This is a genomic window from Nitrospiraceae bacterium, from assembly GCA_020632595.1.
Classification (GTDB): Bacteria; Nitrospirota; Nitrospiria; order Nitrospirales; family UBA8639; genus Nitrospira_E.
Window position 1 is genome coordinate 313,283 of sequence record JACKFF010000003.1, and the last position, 24,663, is coordinate 337,945.

At 50.9% G+C, this 24,663-nt stretch carries 26 protein-coding genes and 1 tRNA gene; 17 read left to right on the forward strand and 10 right to left on the reverse strand.

The window, feature by feature from the left end; translation table 11 throughout:
- Positions 1–4 precede the first annotated feature (4 nt).
- Positions 5–1,432: a phosphoglucomutase/phosphomannomutase family protein gene (locus H6750_08875; protein ID MCB9774422.1), complete on the forward strand. Its 1,428-nt coding sequence runs from the start codon at positions 5–7 to the stop codon at positions 1,430–1,432.
- A gap of 300 nt (positions 1,433–1,732) precedes the next feature.
- On the opposite strand, the gene H6750_08880 is transcribed toward H6750_08875, so the two are convergent.
- A complete protein-coding gene (locus H6750_08880) occupies positions 1,733–2,197 on the reverse strand; it encodes an HPF/RaiA family ribosome-associated protein (protein ID MCB9774423.1) in 465 nt (154 codons plus the stop codon).
- 169 nt (positions 2,198–2,366) lie between these two features.
- On the opposite strand from H6750_08880, the gene msrB reads away from it, so the two are divergent.
- Positions 2,367–2,888 (forward strand): peptide-methionine (R)-S-oxide reductase MsrB, encoded by a 522-nt coding sequence (msrB, locus tag H6750_08885; protein MCB9774424.1) that lies wholly within the window; start codon positions 2,367–2,369, stop codon positions 2,886–2,888.
- Here msrB and H6750_08890 read toward each other — a convergent pair.
- The 4 genes from H6750_08890 to H6750_08905 all read right to left on the reverse strand — a co-directional run bounded on the left by H6750_08890 (position 2,854) and on the right by H6750_08905 (position 9,236).
- Entirely contained in the window at positions 2,854–5,463 is a 2,610-nt protein-coding gene (locus H6750_08890) for a sigma 54-interacting transcriptional regulator (protein ID MCB9774425.1), read from the reverse strand. The genes msrB and H6750_08890 overlap by 35 nt on opposite strands.
- 281 nt (positions 5,464–5,744) lie before the next feature.
- Positions 5,745–7,706: a tetratricopeptide repeat protein gene (locus H6750_08895; GenBank protein MCB9774426.1), complete on the reverse strand. Its 1,962-nt coding sequence runs from the start codon at positions 7,704–7,706 to the stop codon at positions 5,745–5,747.
- A gap of 143 nt (positions 7,707–7,849) precedes the next feature.
- On the reverse strand, positions 7,850–8,473 hold the full coding sequence (locus tag H6750_08900; protein MCB9774427.1) for a class I SAM-dependent methyltransferase: 624 nt from the start codon (positions 8,471–8,473) through the stop codon (positions 7,850–7,852).
- 679 nt (positions 8,474–9,152) lie between these two features.
- Positions 9,153–9,236: transfer RNA gene (locus H6750_08905), tRNA-Leu, on the reverse strand.
- A gap of 111 nt (positions 9,237–9,347) precedes the next feature.
- On the opposite strand from H6750_08905, the gene H6750_08910 reads away from it, so the two are divergent.
- The 7 genes from H6750_08910 to H6750_08940 all read left to right on the forward strand — a co-directional run bounded on the left by H6750_08910 (position 9,348) and on the right by H6750_08940 (position 15,335).
- A complete protein-coding gene (locus tag H6750_08910; GenBank protein MCB9774428.1) occupies positions 9,348–10,043 on the forward strand; it encodes an HAD family hydrolase in 696 nt (231 codons plus the stop codon).
- A gap of 242 nt (positions 10,044–10,285) precedes the next feature.
- Positions 10,286–10,939 (forward strand): 7-carboxy-7-deazaguanine synthase QueE, encoded by a 654-nt coding sequence (gene queE / locus H6750_08915; protein MCB9774429.1) that lies wholly within the window; start codon positions 10,286–10,288, stop codon positions 10,937–10,939.
- A 59-nt stretch (positions 10,940–10,998) separates the two neighbouring features.
- Entirely contained in the window at positions 10,999–12,504 is a 1,506-nt protein-coding gene (locus H6750_08920) for a leucyl aminopeptidase (GenBank protein ID MCB9774430.1), read from the forward strand.
- A gap of 15 nt (positions 12,505–12,519) precedes the next feature.
- A complete protein-coding gene (gene nagZ, locus H6750_08925; protein MCB9774431.1) occupies positions 12,520–13,608 on the forward strand; it encodes a beta-N-acetylhexosaminidase in 1,089 nt (362 codons plus the stop codon).
- A 260-nt stretch (positions 13,609–13,868) separates the two neighbouring features.
- Positions 13,869–14,270 (forward strand): hypothetical protein, encoded by a 402-nt coding sequence (locus H6750_08930; protein ID MCB9774432.1) that lies wholly within the window; start codon positions 13,869–13,871, stop codon positions 14,268–14,270.
- A 15-nt stretch (positions 14,271–14,285) separates the two neighbouring features.
- Positions 14,286–14,765: a phosphate-starvation-inducible PsiE family protein gene (locus H6750_08935; protein MCB9774433.1), complete on the forward strand. Its 480-nt coding sequence runs from the start codon at positions 14,286–14,288 to the stop codon at positions 14,763–14,765.
- 159 nt (positions 14,766–14,924) lie between these two features.
- Positions 14,925–15,335 carry a hypothetical protein gene (locus tag H6750_08940; protein ID MCB9774434.1) on the forward strand — a complete coding sequence of 137 codons (411 nt, stop codon included), beginning with the start codon at positions 14,925–14,927 and terminating at the stop codon, positions 15,333–15,335.
- Between the two features lie 78 nt (positions 15,336–15,413).
- Here H6750_08940 and H6750_08945 read toward each other — a convergent pair whose 3' ends face one another.
- The 3 genes from H6750_08945 to H6750_08955 form a co-directional block, all read right to left on the reverse strand.
- A complete protein-coding gene (locus H6750_08945) occupies positions 15,414–16,166 on the reverse strand; it encodes a gamma-glutamyl-gamma-aminobutyrate hydrolase family protein (protein ID MCB9774435.1) in 753 nt (250 codons plus the stop codon).
- Positions 16,167–16,204: 38 nt separating this feature from the next.
- A complete protein-coding gene (locus H6750_08950; protein MCB9774436.1) occupies positions 16,205–16,597 on the reverse strand; it encodes a hypothetical protein in 393 nt (130 codons plus the stop codon).
- A gap of 122 nt (positions 16,598–16,719) precedes the next feature.
- Positions 16,720–17,040: a hypothetical protein gene (locus tag H6750_08955; GenBank protein MCB9774437.1), complete on the reverse strand. Its 321-nt coding sequence runs from the start codon at positions 17,038–17,040 to the stop codon at positions 16,720–16,722.
- Between the two features lie 326 nt (positions 17,041–17,366).
- On the opposite strand from H6750_08955, the gene tatA reads away from it, so the two are divergent.
- The 7 genes from tatA to H6750_08990 all read left to right on the forward strand — a co-directional run bounded on the left by tatA (position 17,367) and on the right by H6750_08990 (position 22,967).
- A complete protein-coding gene (gene tatA, locus H6750_08960) occupies positions 17,367–18,155 on the forward strand; it encodes a twin-arginine translocase TatA/TatE family subunit (protein ID MCB9774438.1) in 789 nt (262 codons plus the stop codon).
- A 7-nt stretch (positions 18,156–18,162) separates the two neighbouring features.
- A complete protein-coding gene (locus tag H6750_08965; GenBank protein ID MCB9774439.1) occupies positions 18,163–18,936 on the forward strand; it encodes a HEAT repeat domain-containing protein in 774 nt (257 codons plus the stop codon).
- Between the two features lie 155 nt (positions 18,937–19,091).
- Entirely contained in the window at positions 19,092–19,337 is a 246-nt protein-coding gene (locus tag H6750_08970) for a hypothetical protein (GenBank protein MCB9774440.1), read from the forward strand.
- Positions 19,338–19,514: 177 nt separating this feature from the next.
- Positions 19,515–19,883, forward strand: a complete 369-nt coding sequence (locus tag H6750_08975; GenBank protein ID MCB9774441.1) for a response regulator — start codon at positions 19,515–19,517, stop codon at positions 19,881–19,883.
- 271 nt (positions 19,884–20,154) lie between these two features.
- Positions 20,155–20,409, forward strand: a complete 255-nt coding sequence (locus tag H6750_08980) for a hypothetical protein (protein MCB9774442.1) — start codon at positions 20,155–20,157, stop codon at positions 20,407–20,409.
- A gap of 499 nt (positions 20,410–20,908) precedes the next feature.
- The gene (locus H6750_08985) at positions 20,909–21,361 is read left to right on the forward strand and encodes a hypothetical protein (GenBank protein ID MCB9774443.1); all 453 of its coding nucleotides are present in this window, start codon (positions 20,909–20,911) and stop codon (positions 21,359–21,361) included.
- 532 nt (positions 21,362–21,893) lie between these two features.
- On the forward strand, positions 21,894–22,967 hold the full coding sequence (locus tag H6750_08990; GenBank protein MCB9774444.1) for a methyltransferase domain-containing protein: 1,074 nt from the start codon (positions 21,894–21,896) through the stop codon (positions 22,965–22,967).
- On the opposite strand, the gene H6750_08995 is transcribed toward H6750_08990, so the two are convergent.
- Positions 22,852–23,442 (reverse strand): transposase, encoded by a 591-nt coding sequence (locus H6750_08995; GenBank protein ID MCB9774445.1) that lies wholly within the window; start codon positions 23,440–23,442, stop codon positions 22,852–22,854. The genes H6750_08990 and H6750_08995 overlap by 116 nt on opposite strands.
- A gap of 43 nt (positions 23,443–23,485) precedes the next feature.
- The gene (locus H6750_09000; GenBank protein MCB9774446.1) at positions 23,486–23,737 is read right to left on the reverse strand and encodes a transposase; all 252 of its coding nucleotides are present in this window, start codon (positions 23,735–23,737) and stop codon (positions 23,486–23,488) included.
- Positions 23,738–24,032: 295 nt separating this feature from the next.
- Here H6750_09000 and H6750_09005 point away from each other — a divergent pair, with 295 nt between their 5' ends.
- Positions 24,033–24,545 carry a DUF3015 domain-containing protein gene (locus H6750_09005; GenBank protein MCB9774447.1) on the forward strand — a complete coding sequence of 171 codons (513 nt, stop codon included), beginning with the start codon at positions 24,033–24,035 and terminating at the stop codon, positions 24,543–24,545.
- The last annotated feature ends 118 nt before the right edge of the window (positions 24,546–24,663 follow it).

Consider the following 24,663-nt stretch of genomic DNA (forward strand, 5'->3'; position numbering starts at 1 on the left):
ACGCATGGACTCCATTAAATTCGGGACTTCAGGGTGGCGGGCCATTATGGCCGAGGACTTTACGGTCAGGAATATCCGTATCGTCTGCCAGGGAATCGCTCAATTTCTCCGTCAACAGAAGCTGGGGCAACAAGGCATCCTTATCGGCTACGACGCACGATTTTTAGGGGAGCATTTTGCCAAAGTGGCTGCAGAAGTCATGGCGGCCCATGGAATCCCTTGTCTGATTTGCGACCGGGACACGCCGACCCCAGCCATCTCCTACCACGTGGTCAGTCGGAAATTATCAGGAGGCATGAATATCTCAGCCAGCCACCATTCTCCTGAATGGAACGGAATTAAATTTACCCCGGACTGGGGGGGACCGGCGCTGCCTGAAACCACCAAGGCCATTGAACTCCGCATCCTCCCCCTGTTGCATGGAGAACACATCAAATGGCTCCCCTGGGAACGCGCGACACACGATGGCATGGTGCGGCATTTCGATCCGCAACCCGAGTATTTGAAAGCTCTGGGATCCCTGGTGGATCGCGACCGCATCCGGAACGGCCGGATCCGGGTGATTTTTGACCCCCTCTATGGAACCTCCAGGCATTATCTGGATGAATTCCTCCGACAAGCCGGCGCAAAAATGGCCGTCTTACACCATTGGCGAGATCCGTATTTTGGAGGATTTCGACCGGAACCAACCGACGAGACACTTGAGGACCTGAAAGAGACCGTTCGCCGCGAAGGTGCACACCTTGGCCTGGCGACCGACGGAGACGGAGGCCGGTTTGGCATCGTGGATGCTGACGGCACCTTTGTTCAAGCCAACTACATCCTGGCCCTCTTATTGGATTATCTCATTCGCAGTCGGCAATGGACCGGTGGAGTTGCCCGCTCGGTTGCCACCACCCATCTCATCGATGCCGTGGCGGCACACCATGGACTTACCGTCCATGAAACCCCGGTCGGATTCAAATACATCGGCGAATTGCTCGCGAAAGGGGAAGTGGTCTTTGGCGGGGAAGAAAGCGCCGGAATGTCCATCAAGGGCCACGTACCGGAAACAGATGGGATATTGGCCGGAGCGTTGGTCGCAGAGATGGTGGCCTTTACGGGACAGACCATTCAGGAGTTACTGAAAGACCTCTTTGCACGAGTCGGCGCTACTTTCACGACACGAGAAGATCTGCCGGTGAGCGAACACCTCAAGGCACAGGTCAAGCAGGTGCTTGAACATCCGCCATCGGAGCTTGCGGGAGCAGAGGTCATCCATGTCAATAAACTGGATGGCTGCAAACTCCTCCTGCCGGATGACGCCTGGTATCTTATTCGATTGTCCGGAACCGAATCCCTCGTTCGGTGCTATGGCGAGGCCAAAACCCCTGAGCGACTCACCAAGATCATGAACGCCGGCAAAGAACTGCTCCTTTTTCCCGTCAGGTAAGTCCTTAAAAATTCTTCAATTTTTCGCATTTTTTCTCTCAAATTGCCCATTTTCTCCTCATACCTTCTTGGTGTATTACGCCTAGATGGAGAACAGAGCTTTAAAAGGCCCGATGTCCATCCAACATCAAGAGACGGTGGACTAACATAGGAGGCCACGAGAGGAGTGCCAGATTTTTTGTGAAAATACAATATATGGGAGGATTTAAAACAATCTCGGAGCAGGATGGGGGGATGAGAAAGAGGTCATTCGGGGGTGGACAAAATGCCCACCCCCATGCGTCTCATTAAAAATTTAATGTCAGACAGCAGTTAGCAACATCGCTTTTTCAGCCTTTTTGGCTGCGGCCTTGGCATTGCGGGCTAACCGTTTTTCTTCAACTTTATCGAGTTCATGCTCTATGGCCTGAAAGGCTGAGCGAATGGCTTCTTCAAAGGTTTTTGACTCTTTTCTGGCGGTCACCGTTCGACGCCGGGGAAGCGTCACGACAACCAGCGCCTCCGCGTTATCAGCCCCTTTTTTATGGTGGGCATTTTTCGTGAGAGTCACACGGGCATGAATGATGCGAATGGTATCCGTTTGCAACGCCTCAGTCCGCCTCTCAATTTCGGCTTTCCACCGAGGGGTCATGCCAACGTTCCGGCTCTCAATTTTTACATCCAGCGATTGTTCATCCATAGACACTCCTTCTTTGGCTGTTCGTTCAAGCTGTGAAACATCCAACACCTTCCGGTCTGTTTTTCGGATGACGAAATCCTGAGTCAACCCTCCTTTTCTTTTGGTTTCCTACAGTGTAAAAATTTCTCTTTCTTCAGTCAAAGGTCTCATCACCAAATCTGTAATTTTTTTTCTCTTTGCAAGACTGATACAGTATATCAGTGGGGGTGGCATGCCAAGGCGTCTCCACCCCCTCAGCTCAGAGGAGGGCCATCAGATGTCTATAAACGTAAATGTCAACAGGAGAAATCTTATGAAAATCGGCATGGCATTAGGGTTCGGAGTTCTCGCCAAAACTCTCGGTGTGGCATTGGCCGCTCCCACGCCCCCAACCGGAGGTTCGGATATCACCAAAATCACGAAAACGGATGAAGAGTGGAAAGCGCTGTTAACCCCCATGCAGTACCGTGTCTTGCGGCATGAAGACACCGAGCCGCCCTTTACCAATGAATATCATCAAATTAAAGCCAAAGGTATTTACCAATGCGCAGGATGTGAGCTGCCGCTCTTTTCTTCCGACACGAAATTCGACAGCGGGACCGGCTGGCCTAGCTTTTGGCAACCGATTTCGGAAAAAGTGGTCGAAACCCGCACCGATTGGAAATTGATTTATCCACGAACCGAAGTCCATTGCGCCCGATGCGGTGGCCACCAGGGACACATATTTGACGACGGCCCACCGCCGACGGGATTACGCTATTGCATTAATTCCGCGGCGTTGAAATTTGTTCCGGCCTAGCAAAGCGTTGCTGCACTAACTGCTCGACTGCGGGAAAATGCCGCTCCGGAAGATTGCGAAACCGTTTTCGGCAATCAGCCACCGCTTCTTCAGCAGACGTATAGTGTCTGGAAGGCGGAAGCAGGTTTTTTGAATACTCGCGCAGCCGTCTCGCGACCATGGGGGCCAACGTTTCTTCCCCGGCCAACGCCTGCGCCGCCGCTTCAATATTTCCCTGATAGGCGACTAACGCCTGAAATCCGAGACCTTTCAATCGTTGGGTGACGGTGCTGCGATCCCACCCCAAAGCTTTAGCTGTCACCTGCATATCGAATCCATGACGGCGCAGGCATTCCAACACCATGTCATCCTCCAATCGCTCCAGTTCCAACCGACCCTGCCCCTCACCCTTCACGTAAGGCATGACGGGTCTACTCAGATGCAAATCCGCTTCGGTAATGAGGGACCCGTTTGCCAACGCCACTGCCTGAGCCACGGTTTGTCGAAGCTCTCGAATATTGCCTGGCCATCGATAGGCTATGATCGCATCCAGTGCCCCTTGCGTAAACCTCACATCCATTCGATTCTGTTGCCGGGAAAAATACTGTAGGAAGGATTGTGCCAATAGCAGACAGTCCTCCTCCCCTCGTTCCCGTAGAGGAGGCAGCGTCAACACAATACTCCGTAATCGATAATAGAGATCTTCCCGGTATCGGCCTGCCTCCACATCCTGTTGAAGATTGCAATTTGTCGCCGCGATGATTCGCACATCCACCTGAGTGAGACGGCTTTCTCCAACCCGGTGAAATGACCCGTCCTCCAGAAACCGCAGCAATTTTGCCTGCAAATCGGATGGGAGTTCGCCGACTTCATCCAAAAAGAGCGTTCCACCATTCGCCGTTTCAATATACCCCTCACGACCAACCGCGCCGGTAAAGGCCCCCTTCACATGGCCGAAGAGTTCTCCTTCAAATAACTCCGCCCGGATCGCGGCCATATTCACCGACACAAATGGGCCACGATGCCGGAGACTCAACGTATGGGCCGCTCGAGCAAACACCTCTTTGCCAGTGCCTGTTTCTCCCAATAGAAGAATGGGGCTCAGGGTCCCGGACGCTTTTTTTAAATCCTGAAAAACGCGCAGAACCGAAGGAGCACGGGTCAGAATATGTAGCGACTCACATTCTTGTAGTAATGCCTGATTGTCGGGGAATTCTGGTTTTTGATGCCGGGCATGCTGCATGGCGGGCACCTGCCGACGAAGATCCTCCAATTCAATCTGCAACCGGTCAATCTGCCGTCGGGTTTCTTCCACTTCGGCTTGAGAACACTCCAATTGGCGGGACACCCCCCCTTGCTGGGTTTCTAAACCTTCAATAACCGTCGCCGACCGGTGTGCATGATCTTGTGCCACACGTAAGCGAGTCTCGAGTTCCCTGACATGTTGCTGTCTCTCTGCCAGTTCTGTTTCCAATTGTTGTAGATGCTGTCGCCCTTGAGTGATCCGCCGTTGGATAATCGACCGGGACCGGGACAACCGCCAAGCCAGCGTTCCCCCTAAGGTCATCCCTAAAGCCAATCCTGGACTCAAAATCGGCCACACCCAACCACTATGCAGGATCCACAACAGAGCAAACCCCGCAAGAAGAATACCGGCTAGGCCCAACATCCCCAGGCGGATTGGCGGCGTCTCCCAAAGAAAGAACCAGGCAAAGAACAGGGCTACACTTGCTGTTGCAGGAAAAGCGACCCACAGAGGAGTCCTGGAAATCCATCCGTTTGTCAGTACCGCGTTGGCCAATAAGGCATGAACAAATTCAGCCGGAACCTCAGATTCCCACGGGGTGGAAAGAGTGGGTTTCCTCGACACAAGAGAAAAAAGCATCACTACTTTTCCCCGAAACAACTTCGTTAATTGATTGCGATCATTACTCTGAATGATGTTCCACACATCCGCAAAGGCATGCCTAGGGAAGGGTGAAGTGGCCCAACGTCCAATAAACCGAAATTGAGGGTCGTTGGTCTTCGGGTTCATAGTTGGGGCCGCTTCCGATGACCACGAGGCCATGACGAGACCGATCGGAGGATGCGGCGATGAACCTGCAGAAAGGGGATGGGACTTCACACCCCTCACCACCCCATCCGCATCAGGGATCAAGTCCAGCGTCCCCAACGCGGTTGCCGCATCGGCCAAAGCGGGAGGAACCGAATCCGGGTAGACCACAGACCCGACTCGTTTGGTCACCTCAGCCAGCCGAACCAGTCCAGCCAAACCACCACATTCCGGGGCTGTCGGGGAGGACGCATCAATTGAGGGAGCAATCACAGCAGCGCCAGCCTCATGAAGGGCTAGCAGTGTGGACTCCAACACGGAAAAATTCCATCGTCCTTCTCCACATAACGCCGTACTGGTGCTCTTTGTGACCGTCACCAGGACCAGTGAAGGGTCGACAGGTCCAGGAGTCATGTGAGCCAGTTGCCAATCAGTCAACCATTGTTCTCCCCGGGGAAAAAGGGAGGAGACGCTAAAAGCCAACACCGTGCTCACGAGTGAAAAGACGAGGGTCAATGCCATGGTCTTGGAACGATCCGTCATTGAGGTCCTAATGAGAATGTTGAATTATAATAATTTCCAAGGGCATATTGACCCACAGGCACGTTGCATATTAGAGGCCTCGGGGCTGGTCAAAAAAGTTGTCCAGTCCTGCCCTGAGTCATGCCGAAGGGAAGGCCGAAGTCATTTTTGCGCGCAGAGCGTACTTCTAGTACGTGAGCACGGGAAAATGACTAGAACGCCGCTGGCGGCTTTTTTCAACAGCCCCTCATCATGGAAAATTCAGGAAGTCCTCACTCCCATACATACAACCCGGCTCAGCATTACCATCCCGGCACGACGGACTGATCCGGACATCCATTTGCCGCCAATTGCCAGTCTGCTGAAAAACGTTCAGCCGATTCAGGAGCAACGGCTCGAACGACCTGACAGGAAAAGGGATTGCCTTCCTTCGCCGTTTGCAGAAAATAATTTCTGATCTGAGGATCTGCTGGAACCAACCGACCACGCTCTCCATTCACATACCAGTCATGGAGGGTATGCTGGGCAGACTGATCACCGGCCAAGGCCTGGTCAATCACCCATGCCATAACGGGTTCACTGGGAGTCAGGTGATCCCAGTTCCCTTCATCATTGGCCACCTGAGTAGACACGCGATGGGGAGGAGCCAACCGGTGAAGATCTTCTCGAATGAGACCAAAGCCGGACAACACCTCCTGCCGGTCACTGGCCGAAAAGAGGTGTCGATGCAGGCCGCGACGGAATTGTGAGAGCTGTTCTCTGGCGGTCTGCGTGAGCGAATCAGACATGGTGGCCCGACCACTCCGAAACCACCATAACATCGCCAAGGGGATGTTGCGATCCACGCCACTGCCATTGGCATACATCGAAGCCAACAGGCTTTGGGCTTCGCCCGATCCACCTTCCGCCGCTAGACGGAGCGGCTCGACCGCTTCACCGGTACGGTTCTGAGCACGCAGCACGACCCCCAAATGATACCATGCATCGACCAATTGAGGCTCAACCTCGACCGCTCGTTGAAAGGCGGCCACAGCCTGAGACAAGTTCCCCGCTTCAGCCTGGGCTTTTCCAATGGCAAAATGGAGGTGCGCCCATGCCGGTTGCAATCGAGCAGCCGATTCCAGGGCGGCCACGGCCTTTTCCCATTGTCGGGTCGCCAGAAGCGCCGAGCCCAACTGGGACCACCCCAGAGCCCATTCAGGACGCTGGCCGGTCACCACATCAAATTCAACCGCCGCCTCCTCGATAAGTCCCATGGCAGCCATGGCCACTCCCAAATTGTAATGAAGCCATACTCCATCTTTGGCAAAGGGATCCCGACGTAATGCCTCTCGCCAGAGTGAGGCGGCCTGCGCCCAATTTCCCTGACGACTCCATACGACACCAAGCAGCAATCTCGCTGAAGTCAATCGGGGATCAAGAGAAAGTGCCTTTTCCAGGGAAGGGACACTGGCTGACTCGTCTCCTTTCGCAAACATCGCCACACCGATATTGTAATGCGCGGGCACAAGGTCAGGTTGAAGTGTCAACGCCTGCCGGGAATGTCCGATCGCATCTTGATAATTCCCCTCTTGTAAACGGAGTAATCCCAAATTGGCATGGACCTTGGGGAGTTCGGGCTCCAAATCCAGGGCACGCCTCCAGGCCTGCTCGGCCAGAGTATTTTCATGTGAGGCATAGTAGGCCAACCCCAAGGCTTCATAGGCATGCGCCCACTTAGACGCATCGTGCAGGGTCGCCTGAAAATGGGCCACCGCTTGCACGGGATCGCCTGCCGCCAAATACCCCAATCCCAACGCATAATGGGCTTCGAAAAAATCGGGCTGGAGACGAAGGGCCGCCCGCCATTGTGCCAGCGCCTGTGCCAGCCGACCATCTCGAACCAGAGAAATACCATAGTTATACGAAACCAGGGCTGACAGGTGATATCGTAAGGAGGCCGTGTGAACATCCAACCGTTCCGCTTGCGACCAGGCCGCAATGGCCCCGGTTAAATCCCCCGTTTTGGCCAGAGCCACCCCGAGATTATGATAGGCCTCGGCATAGCCAGGTCGTTGACGGGCAGTCTCCCGAAACTCGTCAATGGCCACATCCAGTTCATTCGTGAGAAAAAAATCAATCCCTAACTGCAAATGCGCTTCAGCGGAATCCTGAACAGGAGATGAATCCGCTTGGGCGGCACCAGTCACCTCTGCAGAGCAGGGGTAAACAACAAGAAGTCCCAGCGAGAGGGAAACTCCCAACATCGCCGCCCAGACCGTCAAGTAAGCAGGTACCCCTCGATTGATCATCAGAAAAATTTGGCTATTAGGGATGGATAAGATTCAAGAAGGCACACGACACCCTCATGAACACCAACTTCAATGTATTAAGAAATCAAGGAAAATGGAAGGGCGCACAGGGAGGATCAGGCCTTCACTGCCATCCCCTGAGAGAAATAGGCGAAAGGCTTCGGAACGCCTGGAAGATAAAAGGTTTCGAGTGCGGAAACTGTCCAACCCTGGGCCTGAATCATCTGAACCATTGGACGGTTTAAATGACAGCCATCGCCAAGGTGTTTCCACGCCGGCGTGAGACGATCCTGCCACCGGCGAACCGAACAATCCGGACTTTGGCCATGCTCTAAAAACAAAAACCGTCCTCCAGGTCTCACGACCCGAAGCAATTCCTGCAGAGCTCTCGAAAGTTGAGGAACGCTGCATAAGGTCATCGTGCTCACCACCGTATCAAAGCAGGCAGAGGGAAAGGGGAGCGCTTCAGCCAAGGCCAAGGCAAGATGAACGGGAATCATTGCCTCCGCCTGAATCGAGCGGACCAACGGGATCATCCCGGGATTAGGATCAATCGCTGTCAAAGAATGGATCCGCGAAGGATAGTAGGAAAAATTGGCGCCGGTTCCAAACCCGATTTCCAAAACCAACCCTGACGCCTTTGCAATCAACGACTGCCGCAAGGGAACAAAACCCGCTTGTCCCATACTCCAATGGACCAGCCTGGGAAACACTCGCCGTGAATACCACCCGCGTTTCATGAATGCCCTTCAAGGCAATTGAATAGGCCTTTCAATTTGCCTTTTCCTAAACATCAGAATAACGCTTATCCTCCTAATATAGTCCGCAAACAAGCCCATGAGCCGGAATCCCGTCAACAATCTCTTTCAATTTATCCCGGCTCCTGAATGAATTACACGAACACCAAAGGTCGCTTATAAAGGTTTTATCTCGAGAATGTTTGCGGTGACCGTGACATACCTGAAGCATCATCGATAAGATAATTCGGAGGAAAGGATTGGAGGCTGAAGACCTGAACTAAACGAACAGGTGCGAAAAGTCTGGATTCTGCTCTCACAAAGGCCCTCACGCATGCCTTCGCTTCATTCCGAGCACCCTTAATGAATGGGGAACTCCCCATTCAGAACCCCTGCTCAAATCTTGGCACAATTTTTATGTAAGGGTAGAACTCATGACAGAGACAATCTAGGGACCGGAAGGAATATTGGTGCCGAAGGCGGGACTTGAAGTCGCAGGAGCGGAAGCCTGGCTCCTTCTTCCACTAAGAAACCACCCCCCCTCGTGCCTCCGCCAAACTCCGGGCATCGCATGAAGGGGGAGCACCGCCACCAATACCCCCAGTTCAAGCCCCGCTTTTTACCCCATTGAGAGTATGAAGAGTTTTGAAGTACCAGAAGTATATGCAGTCGGGGGAATTGTTGGTGCCGAAGGCGGGACTTGAACCCGCATGGGTTTCCCCACACGCCCCTCAAACGTGCGTGTCTGCCATTCCACCACTTCGGCACGAAGTAGGCAGATTATGAAACCTCTTGATGTCCTTGTCAACGCGTGGGGCGCGGGGTAGAATCCTGGCCATTCTTATTAATCAATTGTCCGCTCGGATTAGAGCTCACCATGACCCGCTCGACCTCTTCACCCGCACCTCTGACTTATTCTCAACACTGGATCGGTGCCTTTTTCGATGTGGATAACACCTTGATTCCGGGCGCGTCGATTGAAATCGGATTTTTCCGGTATCTCTGGCAAGACGGTGTCGTGGGTTGGCCGGAGGTATGGCACAGCCTGGAATATGCCATTCGGCACATGCCCCCCATTTCGTTCAACCCGTTGCGACGGCGGAAGTTGTATCTAATGGGGCATGATGTCTCCCTCATTGAACAGATGGCCAGCGAGTACGTGGAGTTATATGTTGTTCCAAGGGTCTCAGCGAGGGCTTTGAATCGTTTATCCCGTCATAGGGATGCGGGACATGTCGTGGCCTTTGTTAGCGGATCACCTGAGTTCTTGGTGAAACCACTGGCCGAGGCCCTTGGAGTCTCATTGGTTTTTGGCGCGAGACCGGAATCCCAGGAAGGACTTTATACGGGAAAGGTGTTTGCCCCGTTGCCCTATGGTGAGGGAAAAGGCCGGTATGTGGAGCGCCTGGCCGCCCGTTTCAATCTGGACTTGACGCGTAGCTATGCCTATGGCGATAGCCCTGGAGATTTCCACGCACTCCAACTGGTTGGCCATCCCTTTGTCGTGAATCCCATTCGCGGCATGGCTCGTATTGCCCGCGAACGGGGTTGGCCGATTACACAATGGGCTTAGGAGGGGCCATCCGGGATGAAATCGCCCTGCTTCCTTGCGCCAAATTGACCGCTTCTTCGGTCCATTTCATCGAATGGCCCCCTATTCGCCACACACCATCGAAAATATCACTCAACCCGATCCAACCTTGTGACGATTACTCATCTCCGACAGCCACCTAGCGCACCTTTCTCTATCCCCTCCCCCTCACCCCATAATTTGAGTACAATATCCTCTGATGCGTGCTGGAGTTGAGAGTGTTTATGACCACTTTGCCTTCCTTAAAGATCACCGAAATCTTTCATAGCCTTCAAGGGGAATCCACCCGTGTGGGACAACCGTGCGTGTTTGTCCGGTTAACGGGGTGTCCACTTCGGTGCACCTGGTGTGACACGGAGTATGCCTTTTATGGTGGGAATACCATGCCGATTGAGAAAATTCTGGCACAGGTACAATCATACGGCTGTCCGCTGGTCGAGGTGACCGGCGGTGAACCATTGCATCAACCTGGCTCTCTGGTATTGTTAACACAATTATGCGAGGCCGGTTTTCAGGTGATGCTGGAAACCAGCGGGGCGTTTGATATTGCCAACGTGGATGAGCGGGTTTCAATAATTCTGGATGTGAAATGTCCGGGTAGTGGAATGACCGACCGGATGCGGTGGGATACCCTAAAGCATTTGTCCGGAAAAGACGAAGTGAAGTTTGTCTTGAAGGACCGGGCCGATTACGAGTGGGCGCGGGATATCGTAAAGCGGTATTCATTGGTAGACCTCTGTCCCGTCCATATGAGTCCGGTCTTTGGAGTCCTCCACCTTCAATCCTTGGCTGAATGGATCCTGGAGGATCGACTGCCTGTTCGTTTTCAACTCCAATTGCATAAAGTGATCTGGGATCCTCAAACCCGGGGCGTGTAACAATCCCACGGGAAGAGGATCTGTTTACGGTAGGGGCGATTTATTTATTGAGGAGGCCTATGAATATTCTTGTGAAGAGTGGGGAAGCCACCGCTACGACAACGGATGTGTTGGTATGTTTGGAATATGAACAGGACAAAACCTGGAGCAAAGCCGTCCGGCCGATCGACCAGAAACTCGGTGGACAATTGAACGCCCTGCGCAAAAGTGGAGAATTTTCCGGCAAGCCGAATAACACCGCCCTACTGCATATCGATGGGAAATTGTCCGCAAAACGGGTGCTTCTTGTCGGCCTTGGAACACGGGAAACGGTAACCTTGGATCGAATTCGTCAAGCAATGGGGACCGCTGCCAAGCGCGCTCGTACCGCCAAAGCCAAAGGGATTGTTTGCGTGATGCCGGACGTGCCAAAGAGCACCGGCCCCATAGATGACGTGGCTCAAGCCATGATGGAAGGCGTCATTCTTGGGGAATATCGATTTAATGAGTACCGCACGGACCGCACGGACGACACCCACTCCTTGCAATCCTGCACCCTACTCACCACCTCCAAGGCTCACCTGAATGAGGCCAAAGATGGCGCCAAACGTGGCCAAATCCTTGGGGAAGCAACCTGTTTCGTCCGGGATTTGTGCAACCACCCCGCTAACGTGATGACCCCCTCACGGGTTGTCACCGAAGCCAAAAAAATCGCCAGGGAGAACAAAGTCCGGCTCAAAGTCTTGGACCGCAAACAGCAGGAAAAGCTCGGCATGGGCGGATTACTGGGGGTCTCTCGAGGCAGCATCGAACCGCCCCAATTCATCATTCTGGAATATATGGGTGGCTCTCGCACACAAAAGCCCATTGTTTTTGTGGGTAAAACGGTGACATTTGATAGCGGCGGCATCTCCTTAAAGCCATCGGAAAACATGGAACAGATGAAGGCCGACATGACCGGTGGAGCCGAAGTGTTAGCGACGATTCGAGCCGCCTCTCGGCTCAAACTGCCGATAAATGCGATCGGCCTTTTGCCTGTGACGGAAAACATGCCTGGAGGACGGGCAACTAAACCCGGCGATATCCTTACCATGCTCTCCGGAAAAACGGTGGAGGTCCAAAATACCGATGCGGAGGGTCGTTTGATTCTGGCTGACGGCTTGGCCTATGCCTCGCGGTTCAAACCCGCCTGCGTAATTGACATTGCCACACTAACCGGTGCGGCTACTGTTGCACTGGGACAGTTCGCGATTGGCATGCTGGGTAATGACGACCCCCTGAAAGCCGACATCAAAAAGGCCGGCAATCATGCCGGGGAACGGGTATGGGAAATGCCCCTGTGGGATGAATATTTTGAACAGCTAAAAAGTGACGTGGCGGACATGCGGAATATCGGTGGTCGCGGAGGCGGAATGATTACGGCGGCCATGTTCTTATCAAAATTCGTTGGAGACCATCCCTGGGTCCATTTGGACATTGCCAGCACCGATTGGGGTACAACAGAACGTCCGTATATTCCTAAAGGTCCGACAGGTATCGGGACCCGGTTGCTCATTCAATATTTGCTGAATCACGCCAGTCACTAGGCGACAATACACCCGATGTCCATCGCTGAACTCGTAGGGCAACTGTGTATGATCGGGTTCGAAGGGACGGAGGTCACTCCGGACCTTCGAGCCTGGATGCAGGAATTCCGACCAGGAGGGATCATTCTTTTTTCCCGCAATTTGGTGGACCCTGTCCAAATCGCACATCTTACAAACGACCTCCAATCCCTGGCCGGTGACATCCCGCTGCTCATCGGCATCGATCAAGAAGGCGGGCGCGTCTCCCGCCTTCCTTCAGGGTTTACCATCTTTCCTCCTGCAACAACGGTAGCCCACTCGGGATCCACGGAACTGGCCTATCAGGCGGCAGCCGTAACCGCCAAAGAATTACGCGCCGTTGGGATTAATATGAATATGGCACCGGTTTTGGACATCCATACGAATCCCTCCAATCCCATTATCGGAGACCGGGCATTTGGGACCGAGCCGGAACAAGTGTGCCTCATGGGAGCAGCCACTCTCGCGGGCTTGCACGATCATCGGGTATTGGCCTGCGGAAAACATTTTCCTGGTCATGGCGACACCAGTACCGATTCACATGTGGAACTGCCGGTGGTCCACGCCACCCGGGAGCGGCTGCAGAGCGTGGAATTCAAACCTTTTCAATACGCCATTGCTCATGGCCTACAAGCCATCATGACGGCCCACGTCCACTATCCCGCTTTAGACCCCATAAATCCCGCAACCCTCTCTTCCATGATATTGACAGACATTCTTCGCCAGCAGATGGGATTTTCCGGCGTCATCTTGAGCGACGACTTGGAGATGGGCGCCATTGTGAACCATTCGACGGTCGGCGAGGCCGCTGTGCACTCATTGCAAGCCGGAGTGGATATGCTTTTAGTGTGCAAAACCCGCAGACTCGCGACCGATACGATTAAAGCCGTCAGTCGTGCTGTTGAATCTCATGTATTAGATCAAAACCGCCTTGAAACGAGTTTGGCACGTATTCTCTCGGTCAAACAGCAATTTGTCTCACCCTATAACCCAATCGACATTCCCTCCATCGCTAATATCGTCGGTATTTCTGCCCATCGCCATGTGTTAGCCCAGATCCAAGAACAGTTTCGCACCCTGACCTGAATGCACAAAAAGACGAGACGAATTCCCGTTCGGAATCCATTAAGCAGTGGGAGGTTCGCTGCGCTTTATGCCATGTTGCGGATGCAGGCTGCTTTCCCCTACTTACGTGTAAAAAAGAAGGGTTTGGCCCAATTCTGGACATTCCCTACAAAGATTTGTTTAGCTATCAACCTTGCTGCATAAATCGACACATCCATTCATCTCTTCCTATTGCTGATGACCGAATTTCATGATTCATTTTGGGAGTAAGGAGCATCGCTATGGCATTGAAAAAAGGGGACATTATCGACGAACGCAAACGGTTTCCGAACTCTTGCGGACTGGTACTCAAGGTGATGAGCGGTGGGGAAGGTTTTGAAAAAATTCGATGTTGCGGACATGACCTGACCCAGGAAGACGTGGTTCCTTCGTTTAACCAGGAGCGTGGCCGCCGAGCAGGAGCCTTGGCAGTCGGCATGCCACTTGATGAAAAAATAGTTGCCACTGATTCCTGTGGACTTCGCCTAATGGTAATGGCGGGTGGGGAGGGATTTCAGGAAGTCATCTGTTGTGGCCATTCGTTTGGTGCGAAAGCCATTCAGAGTTTAGAGTTTGGTCAGATGCGGGGAGAGAGCACCAACCGAGAGCAAACCCCAAACACCCCACATCAAGGGACCGCATAAGAGAACATATTCAACATGTTAGGGTGGACACCAGAATCAATTAAACAATGGGTCCGATGGATGCAGTTCCTCGACCGGTGGGGCTACATCACCGCCTGCTTGAGTTTTCTTCTCGTGGGCATGCTGGTCTTCGGTTATAGTTGGGTAGCCTATGCTCAATCGGTACAGACCGAGTTTTTGCCAGCAACCATTACTTTACTGAATGACCTGCTGTTCGTCATCATTCTTTTGGAGTTGTTTCGCACGGTATTAGGCTTCCTCCAAAACGACCGGATTCGACTCGAACCCTTCCTGCATGTGGGAATCATCGCTTCTGTTCGAAGAATTCTCACTGCTGGCGCTGAATTCTCCCACCAGGAATCTGTCCCTGAAGACATGTTTCGTCTTTACCTCATGGATATGTCCTTGCATGTCATCGTAATTCTGGTCCTCATGATCGCATTATATCTTCACCGAAAATCCGAGCTGCCGGGAGAACCCCTTCTCAACAAATAGCCCTTCCGAATTTCAGAAAAATTCTGCTTCTCATATCTCTTCCCTCAATCATAGAATTGTCATAAATTCCTGATGAACTTCTTCGGCTCATATTGCATACCGCCCGGGGCTGTGGCACTATAGCCTCCTTTTTAGATGACAATCTGTTGTGTTGGTATCATGGATTCTCTTCCTGAATTAGTCGGCACGGTCCATATTATTCTGGGCCCTTATCGAGGAAATCCGATTGCACTGTATATGTGCCAGGATGAGTCTACCTGCCGGATTTCTCCTCGCATCTATCCGTGGAATCAAACTGTTGGAACAGGAGAAACTCCCAATAAGGCCGCCGCAGACTTTGAAGCCAGGTGGAAAGAGACAGACCTGGCCGACGATATGTATACCGGCCCTCATTGGGAAGGTGGCATCAAGCCGGAAAAGCCGAAACCCGCGCCTGCTCCAAAACCTGCTACCCCTCCTGCTGCCAAGACAGAGACCCCACAAGAGACCAAACCCCCTGCACCCAAATCGCCGCCCCCGTCGGATCCACCACAACCAGCTCCAGAAGCCGAAGACTCGGCTCCACAATAATTCCCAGTCCTCTTATCCGTATTGAGGGCTCTCTTTGGTTTGGATTGTGTGCAAACCAAGCCAAAATGTCCCGAACAGCTATGTTCGGCTGGCGGCAAACTGTCTGGCAGATTGTATCAACGCCGTAAATAGGCGTTTTTGAATCGCATCCTGCCGGTATAAAAACTCCGGATGCCATTGGACTCCAAGCCAGAATGGATGACGAGAGGCTTCAATCGCTTCAATGACTCCATCCGGAGCAACTCCAGTAACTTGAAAGGATGACGGAACAGATTTGATAGATTGATGGTGGGAACTATTCACCGCAATACTTAACCGCTTGGCGATGCGCTGCAGTAGGCTGTTGGGTTCAATGTTAACCAGATGGGCTGTTTTCGTTGCCGATTTGGTGGGTCGATGTTCAATTTTCGTCGACAATTGAGAGGAAATATCCTGCACCAGGGTTCCTCCCAAGGCCACATTCATGGATTGCATCCCTCCGCAGATGCCTAGGGTCGGCAACCCCTGGCGAAAGGCCAACCTGGATAGTCCAAGTTCAAGTTGAGCCCGCTCTTCGCTCATTCGCTGAAAAGGATACCGCTGTTTCTCCCCATACAACTCTGGGGCTAAATCTGCTCCGCTCCCGGTCACCAGAAGACCGTCCAGCCGTTGTATAAGATATTTCTGTTTCGTTAAACCACGGACCAGGGGAAGCACTAAAGGCACTCCCCCAGCGTCCTGAATTGCCTGAAGGTATCTGGCGCGCAAAAAATAGGTGGGTTCTTTTCCACCCATATCCTTCCGATTTCCGGGGTTAAAGTCCGGGGTGATCCCAATAATAGGTTTGACCATGCCAGTCAATTCAACTTAGGCGGGTGAAATCTTTTGGTCTATAACGCTTGATCCTCGTATGCGGAGACCCCAATGAATCGAACGGGCTCATTCCCCTTCAGATGGTCAGGAGTGATGACATACGTACCGTAGAAGCTCGGCTCCCACACCGCTTTTGCGGTTTCAAGGTCACCGCCTGTTAATCCATAGGTAAACGTTCCGACAACCCCACCCAAGATGGCATAGGCAAACTTCACAGGGAAATAAATCACGGTCAGCAAGGCACTCCCGATCCCAAGGGCCGCTTCATTGGTTGGGCTCGATAATTCTTGTTCGGCAGCCAAACTCACCCCCGTGCCTCCCAGACATACGATCAGGGAAAAAGCCAACAATACGCAAACCCCCGTTACTTGCTTAAGGACACCTCCCCACAAACCCTTGGATTGCCGCATAAGGAATACTCCTTCCTGTTTAATTTTTATGCATACCTTCTCATTGGTATTTTAAACCTGAATGATTCATTAGTCTTCTGTTTTTAAATACAAAGTGAGGAATTATAGCAAATTTGGTACCTTCATAGTGTCTGGGGTCCCTCTTCGGTTTCAACCAGATCCAACTCGATAAAAATCTGCCTTTTGATTTCCTCAGCCTCCCGCTCAACGACCTCATCAGTCTCAGCAATGAGCGCGTCCCCTGAAACTTGGATATTTTCCTGCTTGATTCCCTGCTGAATAAAGGCATGAAGCTTGTGAAAGCACAGCAACTGCACCAATAAATCATGGCTTTTTTCTCGATAGCCTCCCCGGCTTTCCACCGGAACGCCCCTCAGAACAACTTCCAACCATGACGAATGCTGAAGGATTTCTTCGAGCCTGTCTATTTGGTTTCTTTTCATCACCACCTCGACTTGAACCCCACCTTTCCAGCTGCGTTTTTTGACATTAAACACACAGCGCACTGAATCTGATGCACCTTCAACGGCCTCAGGGCCGTAAAACAAGGTAATGCGAAAAAGTGGAATTTGGGGCGGTGAGAGTAATGACATCCTGGATCTATTCGTTTCTTTCAAGGGCATAACACAAACTGAAGAATACGCAAAAACTTGGCTTTGGCATAGTATCCCAAGCCTACCGCATTTAGGTTGACACTCGTCAATCTTGAAAGATAGAGTCTTTTAAGTCTTAAATTTTCACACTGAGCTGAAGCGAAAGGGTTTTCTCTATGTTCGGAACCATGGGGTTCTCTGAACTCATGATCATTCTGGTGATCATCCTGATTATTTTCGGGGCAGGTCGGCTTCCGCAAATCGGAGAAGGTGTGGGTAAAGCCTTAAAAGGCTTTAAAAAGGAAGTCGCCGATATACCCCCGCCTGTGGACCCCAATGAGGCACTACCCAACACACCGACAGAACCGGTACAGGCTCAATCCCAACCGACTACCCCGGTGGGCACTCCGACAAATCAGCCATTTCAGCCTGGTCCTGAACAAACCCCGGGAACCACTGCAGCATTACTCTACAAGGGAGCAGGTCCTGAGGTGGTCCACCCTTCATCTAAATCTGCCGGGGCTTCCAGTTCTCCTCAAGCCACGCCAACTCCTTCTTCCCCCCCACCGATGTCGATGGAGGATAGGCAAGCGCAACCAGCCCCCGTGGCTTCCAGGCAATATCCCGCTCTCCCCGCTGGGGCACAAGCTAAGCCTGTGCTGAAGCGACCTGCGGCTGTTGTGAATAAGCAAGCTGTAGCCCGTGTCCAGGCTCAACAAGCTGCAATGAAAGCCCAGGCCTCCCAACAATCCGGATTAGCTCCACGAGATATGCAATCATTGGGTGAGGGCCTTGGAAGTGCCGTACGTACCTTCCGGGATGCCGCGGCAGATATTAAAAATTCGATTGATCCTCAAATGCGCACCATCCAAGCGGAACTGGAGTCTGCCGAAAAAGAGATGCAGGACTCCATTGAAGTAGCCAAAGAGCCTCTAACCCCCAAAGAACCCTCTGGATCTGCATAAACCTTTCTTGCTCACGTTCTCTGCCAATTCTGCTATCATTGTCGGAGCAATTTGCTTTTTCGGACTCTTTGGTTGTGTCATTGAATCCCCACCTGAATCAGCTGAAACCGTCACCGAACGACTCATTCCACTTCTGACGGATACTCAGCTTGATACAAGACGGACCGCAGCCTTATCACTTGGAAAAATTGGGGACCCGCAGGGCATTCCAGCCCTTGTCCTCGCGTTGTCGGATCCAGACGATCAGGTACGACAATCAAGTGCGTGGGCCTTGGGAACGATGGCCGATTCATTACCAGACCAGGCTTTCGTTGCATTGGTTCAGCACCTTACGGATCCTTCCGATTCAGTCAAACAGGCTGTGGTATTGGCCTTGGGTCGGACAGCTGTGCAGAAGGAATTAATACAAGTGTTAACCGAAGCCTATGCTATTTCCACCATTGCCACTCAAAGAACCATTATCCAATCTCTTGCTCACTTTGAATTTCCATTTTCCTATTCCGTGTACCTTCAAGCTTTGGAAAGTCCGGATTCTCTCACTCGACAATCTGCAATTGCCGGACTCGGTGAATTAGGCGACCCCCGAGGACTTCCGTTCTTACGCACCCATCTTCTCCAGGATCCAAGTGTGGGCGTGCGATCGGAAGCCGCGTATCGTTTAGGCAAATTGGGAACCACCGAGGATATGCCTGCACTGAAACAAGCCATGGAAACAGACCCGACTCCCAATGTGCATTTTTGGGCCTCCTGGGCTCTTGTCCAAATTGGTCAGAATACCTGAATTCCACGAATTTGCTTCGGCGTCATATTCCCTTCCCTGCCTGATTTCCATCCAATATCACCCTGGATCAGAATTTTTCCATGTTCAATGCGTTTGATTGAATACTCGAGATAAAATCATTACAATTCGGCTTCTTTTTCTCCATGAGGAAAAAATTGAAGAATCTAAAAATTGATGTGATCGTAAGCCTTCTGGCAATTCTTCCAGTCGTGAGCTGCGCTTCCACACCGGTAAAATGGTTCAAGCCCGGGACCTCGCAGGCGACCTTTTCCAAGGATAAAGCTGATTGCGAAGAAGCCTTGCTCTCAACAGGAACCACTCAAAGGACCAAAGAAGTTTATTCCCTAGAAGGGTGTTTGGAGGCGAAGGGTTATACAGCCATCCCCATTTCTTCTCAATAACGAAAAATCCCAGCTTTGGTTTTGGAAATCCTGGGGAGGATATTTTCTGGAGCTTTCGTTAAAAAGAAAACCCGCTAGTCTCTTAGGGGGGTGGACAATGTGTTATTCTGATCATTTAAAATGAAGGGCAATCGTTTATGTGTTTGTTAGGAATCGATTGAACAAGCGAACGAGAGCATGAAAAAAGTTCTTCTAGTAGATGATGATCTTAATGCTCGTGAGGCACTTCGCTTAGTCCTGGAATCTCAGAAATTAGAATGTATTGAGGTCGGCAATGGATCAGAAGCCATCGCTTGGCTATCCAACAACCGGGCAGACCTGATTATCTCCGACAATCAGATGCCGACTTTGGGAGGTCTAGATTTTATAGACCAAATCAAACTGCAGGCGAAAGATCCCATCCAAATCCCCGTCATCTTACTCAGTGGCCATCTCGACGACCAAGATAAACAGCGAGCGCGTCAGGCAGGAGTCTTTGCTATCCTCGATAAACCCTGCAATTTCAGCCAATTCCTGTCCATGGTTCAGCTTGCATTGGACCAATAAACTTGCTCTTCTTCTTCCTGGTCCTCTCCTTCAAACAGCGTTACTCTTAAAATATCAAAAAAAATCCTCCCTACCTCTGACTTTTACGACGTAGTCTTCAACTGCTAATCCATTAGCGGTATTTCTTCATTAACCCTTTTCACGATATCTCTTCACCAGGGTGACAGATCTACCACTTTATAATAATCCTTGCCCCATATTAGGAAGTAACCGACCGAAGAAATCGAAAAAATTCTTGTTAAACATCCTCTTTAACAAAAGGAGTGCGCTCATGCTGAAAATATTCGGAGGAATGATTATTGGTTCCCTCATGACCATGATACTTTTTGGTGGGGTATCTGCTGCAGACAAAGTTCTGGCCAATGCGCAAGCCTTATATTTTGAGCAGATCCAACGACCGGACGCCACCACCACACTTCTACTTCTGGTCTTTTTAAGTATCTTCCTTGCTTCACTGACTCTATGGCCTGTCAAGCCTGCTTTGGACACAAAGAAGTTTGCCAAACAATTGCGCCGGCACTGTTAAAAATCAGAATTCTTCAATCCCAAAACAAAAAAGCAGTCGGTAGAGAAACTATTGGGTAGGGAGGATAATGCAGACTGAGACAGTCAAGTCGACTACCAGACATTAATGGGGACAAAACCGTTATTTTGTGAGCGAACAAATCTGTCTAGAAATCCGTATATTTCTCAATGGGTCTTGTGTTTTCCCAGTGAAACCCACAATGGTGGCTGAATGGCCTCGACATGTTCATGATTCAAAATCCTCAGCCTGAACGGGTTGGATAAGGCTTTTTCCCAATAACGATGTCGTAAAAGATAATTGAATATGCAGGTGACACACGACCACCCTTTCAAGGGTAAAACAACCATGCCGTTTTTCTGATATTATCATTTCCGCGCCGCCTCTACAGAATCCTTCACAAGAACTTACTCCCATGACTGACTCATTCCGGTCGGCTAAAAAAACATTAATTTATATCCAAAAAGTCCAAAGTTGATGAGTCCAGGATTTTCCCAAAAATATATCCTCCTCACCCTCACCGTTTGCACTTCATATTTCCCGATTAGGTTTCCGGATCCATTCTGACGGATATGAGGCCTTACAGTCAGAAGATGCTCCCTCTACTGGTGGAAATACCCTAGAACCTCAGAGTCGCGACAGTGCAGTCCGAAATCACGAACAGTGGAAAATAGTGGCAGCCGAAGTCCTAACCAAAAGAGGCGATTTTTTCTTCTCCACCATGTCTGGCGGAAAACTCCATGCTATTGGAAGAGAAGTCAGTATTGACTCTTTTCCTGTCCCAGGTAACCAACAAGCCACTTTACAAAAAGCCAAGCAAGTTCGGGCAGTACCCCTGGCACCAGCCGATCCTTCAGCCCAGAATCGGACGGTGGCCTTGTCAGCCAATGCCATCAAGGCAGCAGCCCCCAGGAACGGCACCGAAAGATCGACGAAGGCAGAGGACTCCCTCTGAAAAACCAACCGATGCTTTACCCGCTTATATTGATCTATTCGTTTAACACTTTTTCATGCACTCCTCGTTCAAAATCCCAATATCTCTTTTCTGGAAAACCGGTAATTTTTTTTGCCCCTATCAAAAAGCATGTTCTACAAAAGTTCAAACATCGCTTTATCGCAAGGCAACTGGCTATAGGTACATTACTTTAATCACTAAATCTTAAAGCTGGGCATACCTTTCCACGGCCAAGAATCTCTTGCCCATTCTCTTCTGCACATTGAATAAACTCCTTCGATTTCTTAAAAAACACCTTTCACAAGCCTATCCTGAAAATTGTGATCCCAATACGCTGCCGGTACCATTACCACCGAAGTTGGCAACGGACTTGCTCAATCGTATATTCCAAGAAAAACCATTGAGGACTTATTCTTAACAAAGCAGTGCCAAATAGGGATACAAAAAGATACCCAAGGACACGCGAATATGGAAACAACCTCAAACATTTGCCCACGGAAAATACCTCGAACTGATGGAGATGCGGAGACCTATGAACATTGGGGAAAAAATGAAACATGACTGGAACGAACGGGCCCAACACCATGCCAGATTTTGGATTGCCACCGAGGATTACCACACAGAAGAAAAGTTCGCTCAATCGGGAAAAGACACTGCCCAGGCTCTGTTGGCAACCATTCCTGTTCCTCCCCTACCGTCGTGGAATGTCCTGGACATCGGATGCGGCATTGGCAGAGTCCTCAAAGCCCTCGCTCCCTATTTTGATTTTTTAGTTGGAGTCGATGTCTCCTCCGCAATGATTGCCCAGAGCAAACAATGGTTAGCCGACGATCCCCATGTTCACACGTATGAAACCTCTGGGATGGATCTTCGAGAATTTCCTCACTCCTCATTTGATCTGGTCTATTCCTATGTTACATTTCAGCACATGCCCCGTCCTGTGTTTGAACGTTACCTGGGAGAAATCCACCGCGTCTTAACTCCTCATGGCTATCTGATTTTTCAACTGCCAATAGGCCATTTTCATGATGTTCCTTTCGAGGACACCATTGGGATACGGTCGTATTCCCATCAGGAAATTGAAGGAAGCCTTCGGCGGAACGGTTTAGGCTTCCTTCAGCACTCATCATCCAATTCCGAATTCACAGAACGGTCTGAACCGCATAGTCACCGTTTCCGGTTAGCACAAAAGATCGGACCAATAGGCCGCACTGTCCCAATGGACTGGGACGAATTGGAACAACCCCACCTGGTTTCTGACTTGGAGAACCAACTTTATGGCATTTATGCTGACCATTGCGCGTCTACAGGAAACTATCAAGAAGGAATTCAGACGCTGCTAACCCTGATCAACAAGAATCCCACAACTCTGGAAGGAAGATTACGGTTGATCGCATTATTGATCGAGACCGGACAACTCCCACAAGCTTTGGTCACCCTGAAAGAAATCATCGCCCTCTATCCTGGATATAAAGAAGGCCATCGAACACTCAGGCAACTTCTCGAGCAATGTCCGAATCTACATCCTTCTCAGACTCCTTCTTTATCCACAACCAGCAAGTACTCTCCGGGCCATACATCCCGAAATACTCCTGCATTGGCATAAAGGATATATTCAACCATATAAAGCCTAAACACAATTCATTATCCACCGTGCCTCCCGTCAGCCAGCCATAGGAGATCAACATACATGAGGGAACCTCTAAAAACTCTGGTTTTGTCTGAATGCCCGGGGTCTCAGTTCGAAAAGTTGAGATTGTCCTGGAGGCCGAGTCGGCCCAGACATCCCGGCCGGCCTCCACAGACAGCAGAATTTTCTCAAAAACCTGACTATTATGCCCCGCCGCATCGGTGACCGTATACTGCCGAATCAGCTTATGCGTCTTATCCACGTTCACATGGTTTTTGTACCCATACTGATTCTCGCCCTGCTTCACGACCCAGCGCGCCTCCGTGTCTTTCTGCCCTCGCTTCGCGGGTTGACGGTCCCACTCCCTCGGACACTCCCCGGACTTGATCGTCGGATTTTTGTCGCGCAAGTTCCGTTGTTTCGGGACGGGAACCAGTGAGGCATCAATCAGTGAGCCGCCACGGGGCTGTCAGCCCTGCTCGGCCAAATCGGTTTCAAATTGCGTAAAGAGAGTCTCCACAACCTGGGCTTGGGCGAGGGTTTCGCAAAACAACCGATGGGCTTGGTATCGGGGATACGGTGATCCAGGTTCGCATGAAGGACAAACGGTCGCGAATCTGATACTTCGTCTGATCATCGGATAAGTTGTAGAGGGTTTGCAGGACGAGGATTTTGAATATTAGCACGGCATCAAAGGGGGCCCGTCCGCCTTGCTGGCGCTTGGAGCGGCGGGAAACTTTTTCCACGGCCGGACGGGAATCCGTCCATGGCAGATGCGCGGTGAGTGTTTCTAAGAGATCCCCGTTGTGACTCAGGGCCTCGTAGCAAGTGACAAGGCAAAAAAAACCCGGGTTGGGTGGGTGTTGGCATACGCACTCTCCTTGGGCAGAAAGTATCGCAATTATTGCTCAGATGGTCAGGGGTTTTTAGAGATGTCCATGTGTAAATTTTGACTTTCTAATAGTCTTTCTTTTGTTATAATCAAGCTTACGAGTCGTAAACCAATTCCTTTATCTCTCACCACCAAATTAGGAGGAAAGCATGGGGAAAAAACCATGGGCATTGGTGTCAACCTTTTTTCTGATCATGGGAATGTCAGGCATGGCGTTAGGGAATCCGCCAAACAATGGCCCAGGTTGCGGATTAGGGAAACTCGCGTGGGAACAGTCCAGCCAAAATGAAAGCATTGGGGGTCAGGTTCTGATGGCCACCACCAATGGTACCGGCTTTCAAACTTTTGCAATCAGTTCAGGCACTTCCGGCTGCACCAATGATGGGAAAATTTTTGCATCCGAAAAAGTCAATGTGTTTACAGCCCTGAATTTCGACAACCTATCCCAAGAAATGGCGCAAGGCCAAGGTGAACATTTGACATCACTAGCCACATTGATGGGGATACCTCAAGAACAGCACCCAGAGTTTTTTTTAATGACGCAAGAGAATTATTCGACTCTGGTGCAAGCCGGAGAAAGTTCACCAAAAGCCGTTGTGAAAGCTATAAATAACGCGATGCAGGGCCGCATTATTTTAGCCCAATCCACAACCAACAAGTAAGTTCCGAAAGGCTCCGGCTGTTAAAGCCGGAGCCTTTTCTTCTCTCACTTTTCTCTCCCCGCATGTGGTAATACGCCTTCTTATTGGCCTTTGGCTATTTTCTTTCCATTTTTTTGTT

Bases quoted from the DNA above. Each gene is read 5' to 3' on its own strand.
- H6750_08980 (MCB9774442.1), top strand. From the start codon at position 20,155: ATGCTGAAAATATTCGGAGGAATGATTATTGGTTCCCTCATGACCATG.
- H6750_08910 (MCB9774428.1), top strand. From the start codon at position 9,348: ATGACCCGCTCGACCTCTTCACCCGCACCTCTGACTTATTCTCAACAC.
- H6750_08875 (MCB9774422.1), top strand. From the start codon at position 5: ATGGACTCCATTAAATTCGGGACTTCAGGGTGGCGGGCCATTATGGCC.
- H6750_08955 (MCB9774437.1), bottom strand. From the start codon at position 17,040: ATGAAAAGAAACCAAATAGACAGGCTCGAAGAAATCCTTCAGCATTCG.
- queE (MCB9774429.1), top strand. From the start codon at position 10,286: ATGACCACTTTGCCTTCCTTAAAGATCACCGAAATCTTTCATAGCCTT.
- H6750_09005 (MCB9774447.1), top strand. From the start codon at position 24,033: ATGGGGAAAAAACCATGGGCATTGGTGTCAACCTTTTTTCTGATCATG.
- H6750_08930 (MCB9774432.1), top strand. From the start codon at position 13,869: ATGGCATTGAAAAAAGGGGACATTATCGACGAACGCAAACGGTTTCCG.
- H6750_08950 (MCB9774436.1), bottom strand. From the start codon at position 16,597: ATGCGGCAATCCAAGGGTTTGTGGGGAGGTGTCCTTAAGCAAGTAACG.
- tatA (MCB9774438.1), top strand. From the start codon at position 17,367: ATGTTCGGAACCATGGGGTTCTCTGAACTCATGATCATTCTGGTGATC.
- H6750_08900 (MCB9774427.1), bottom strand. From the start codon at position 8,473: ATGAAACGCGGGTGGTATTCACGGCGAGTGTTTCCCAGGCTGGTCCAT.
- H6750_08890 (MCB9774425.1), bottom strand. From the start codon at position 5,463: ATGACGGATCGTTCCAAGACCATGGCATTGACCCTCGTCTTTTCACTC.
- nagZ (MCB9774431.1), top strand. From the start codon at position 12,520: ATGTCCATCGCTGAACTCGTAGGGCAACTGTGTATGATCGGGTTCGAA.
- msrB (MCB9774424.1), top strand. From the start codon at position 2,367: ATGTCTATAAACGTAAATGTCAACAGGAGAAATCTTATGAAAATCGGC.
- H6750_08920 (MCB9774430.1), top strand. From the start codon at position 10,999: ATGAATATTCTTGTGAAGAGTGGGGAAGCCACCGCTACGACAACGGAT.
- H6750_08990 (MCB9774444.1), top strand. From the start codon at position 21,894: ATGAACATTGGGGAAAAAATGAAACATGACTGGAACGAACGGGCCCAA.
- H6750_08940 (MCB9774434.1), top strand. From the start codon at position 14,925: ATGGATTCTCTTCCTGAATTAGTCGGCACGGTCCATATTATTCTGGGC.
- H6750_08935 (MCB9774433.1), top strand. From the start codon at position 14,286: ATGTTAGGGTGGACACCAGAATCAATTAAACAATGGGTCCGATGGATG.
- H6750_08945 (MCB9774435.1), bottom strand. From the start codon at position 16,166: ATGGTCAAACCTATTATTGGGATCACCCCGGACTTTAACCCCGGAAAT.
- H6750_08975 (MCB9774441.1), top strand. From the start codon at position 19,515: ATGAAAAAAGTTCTTCTAGTAGATGATGATCTTAATGCTCGTGAGGCA.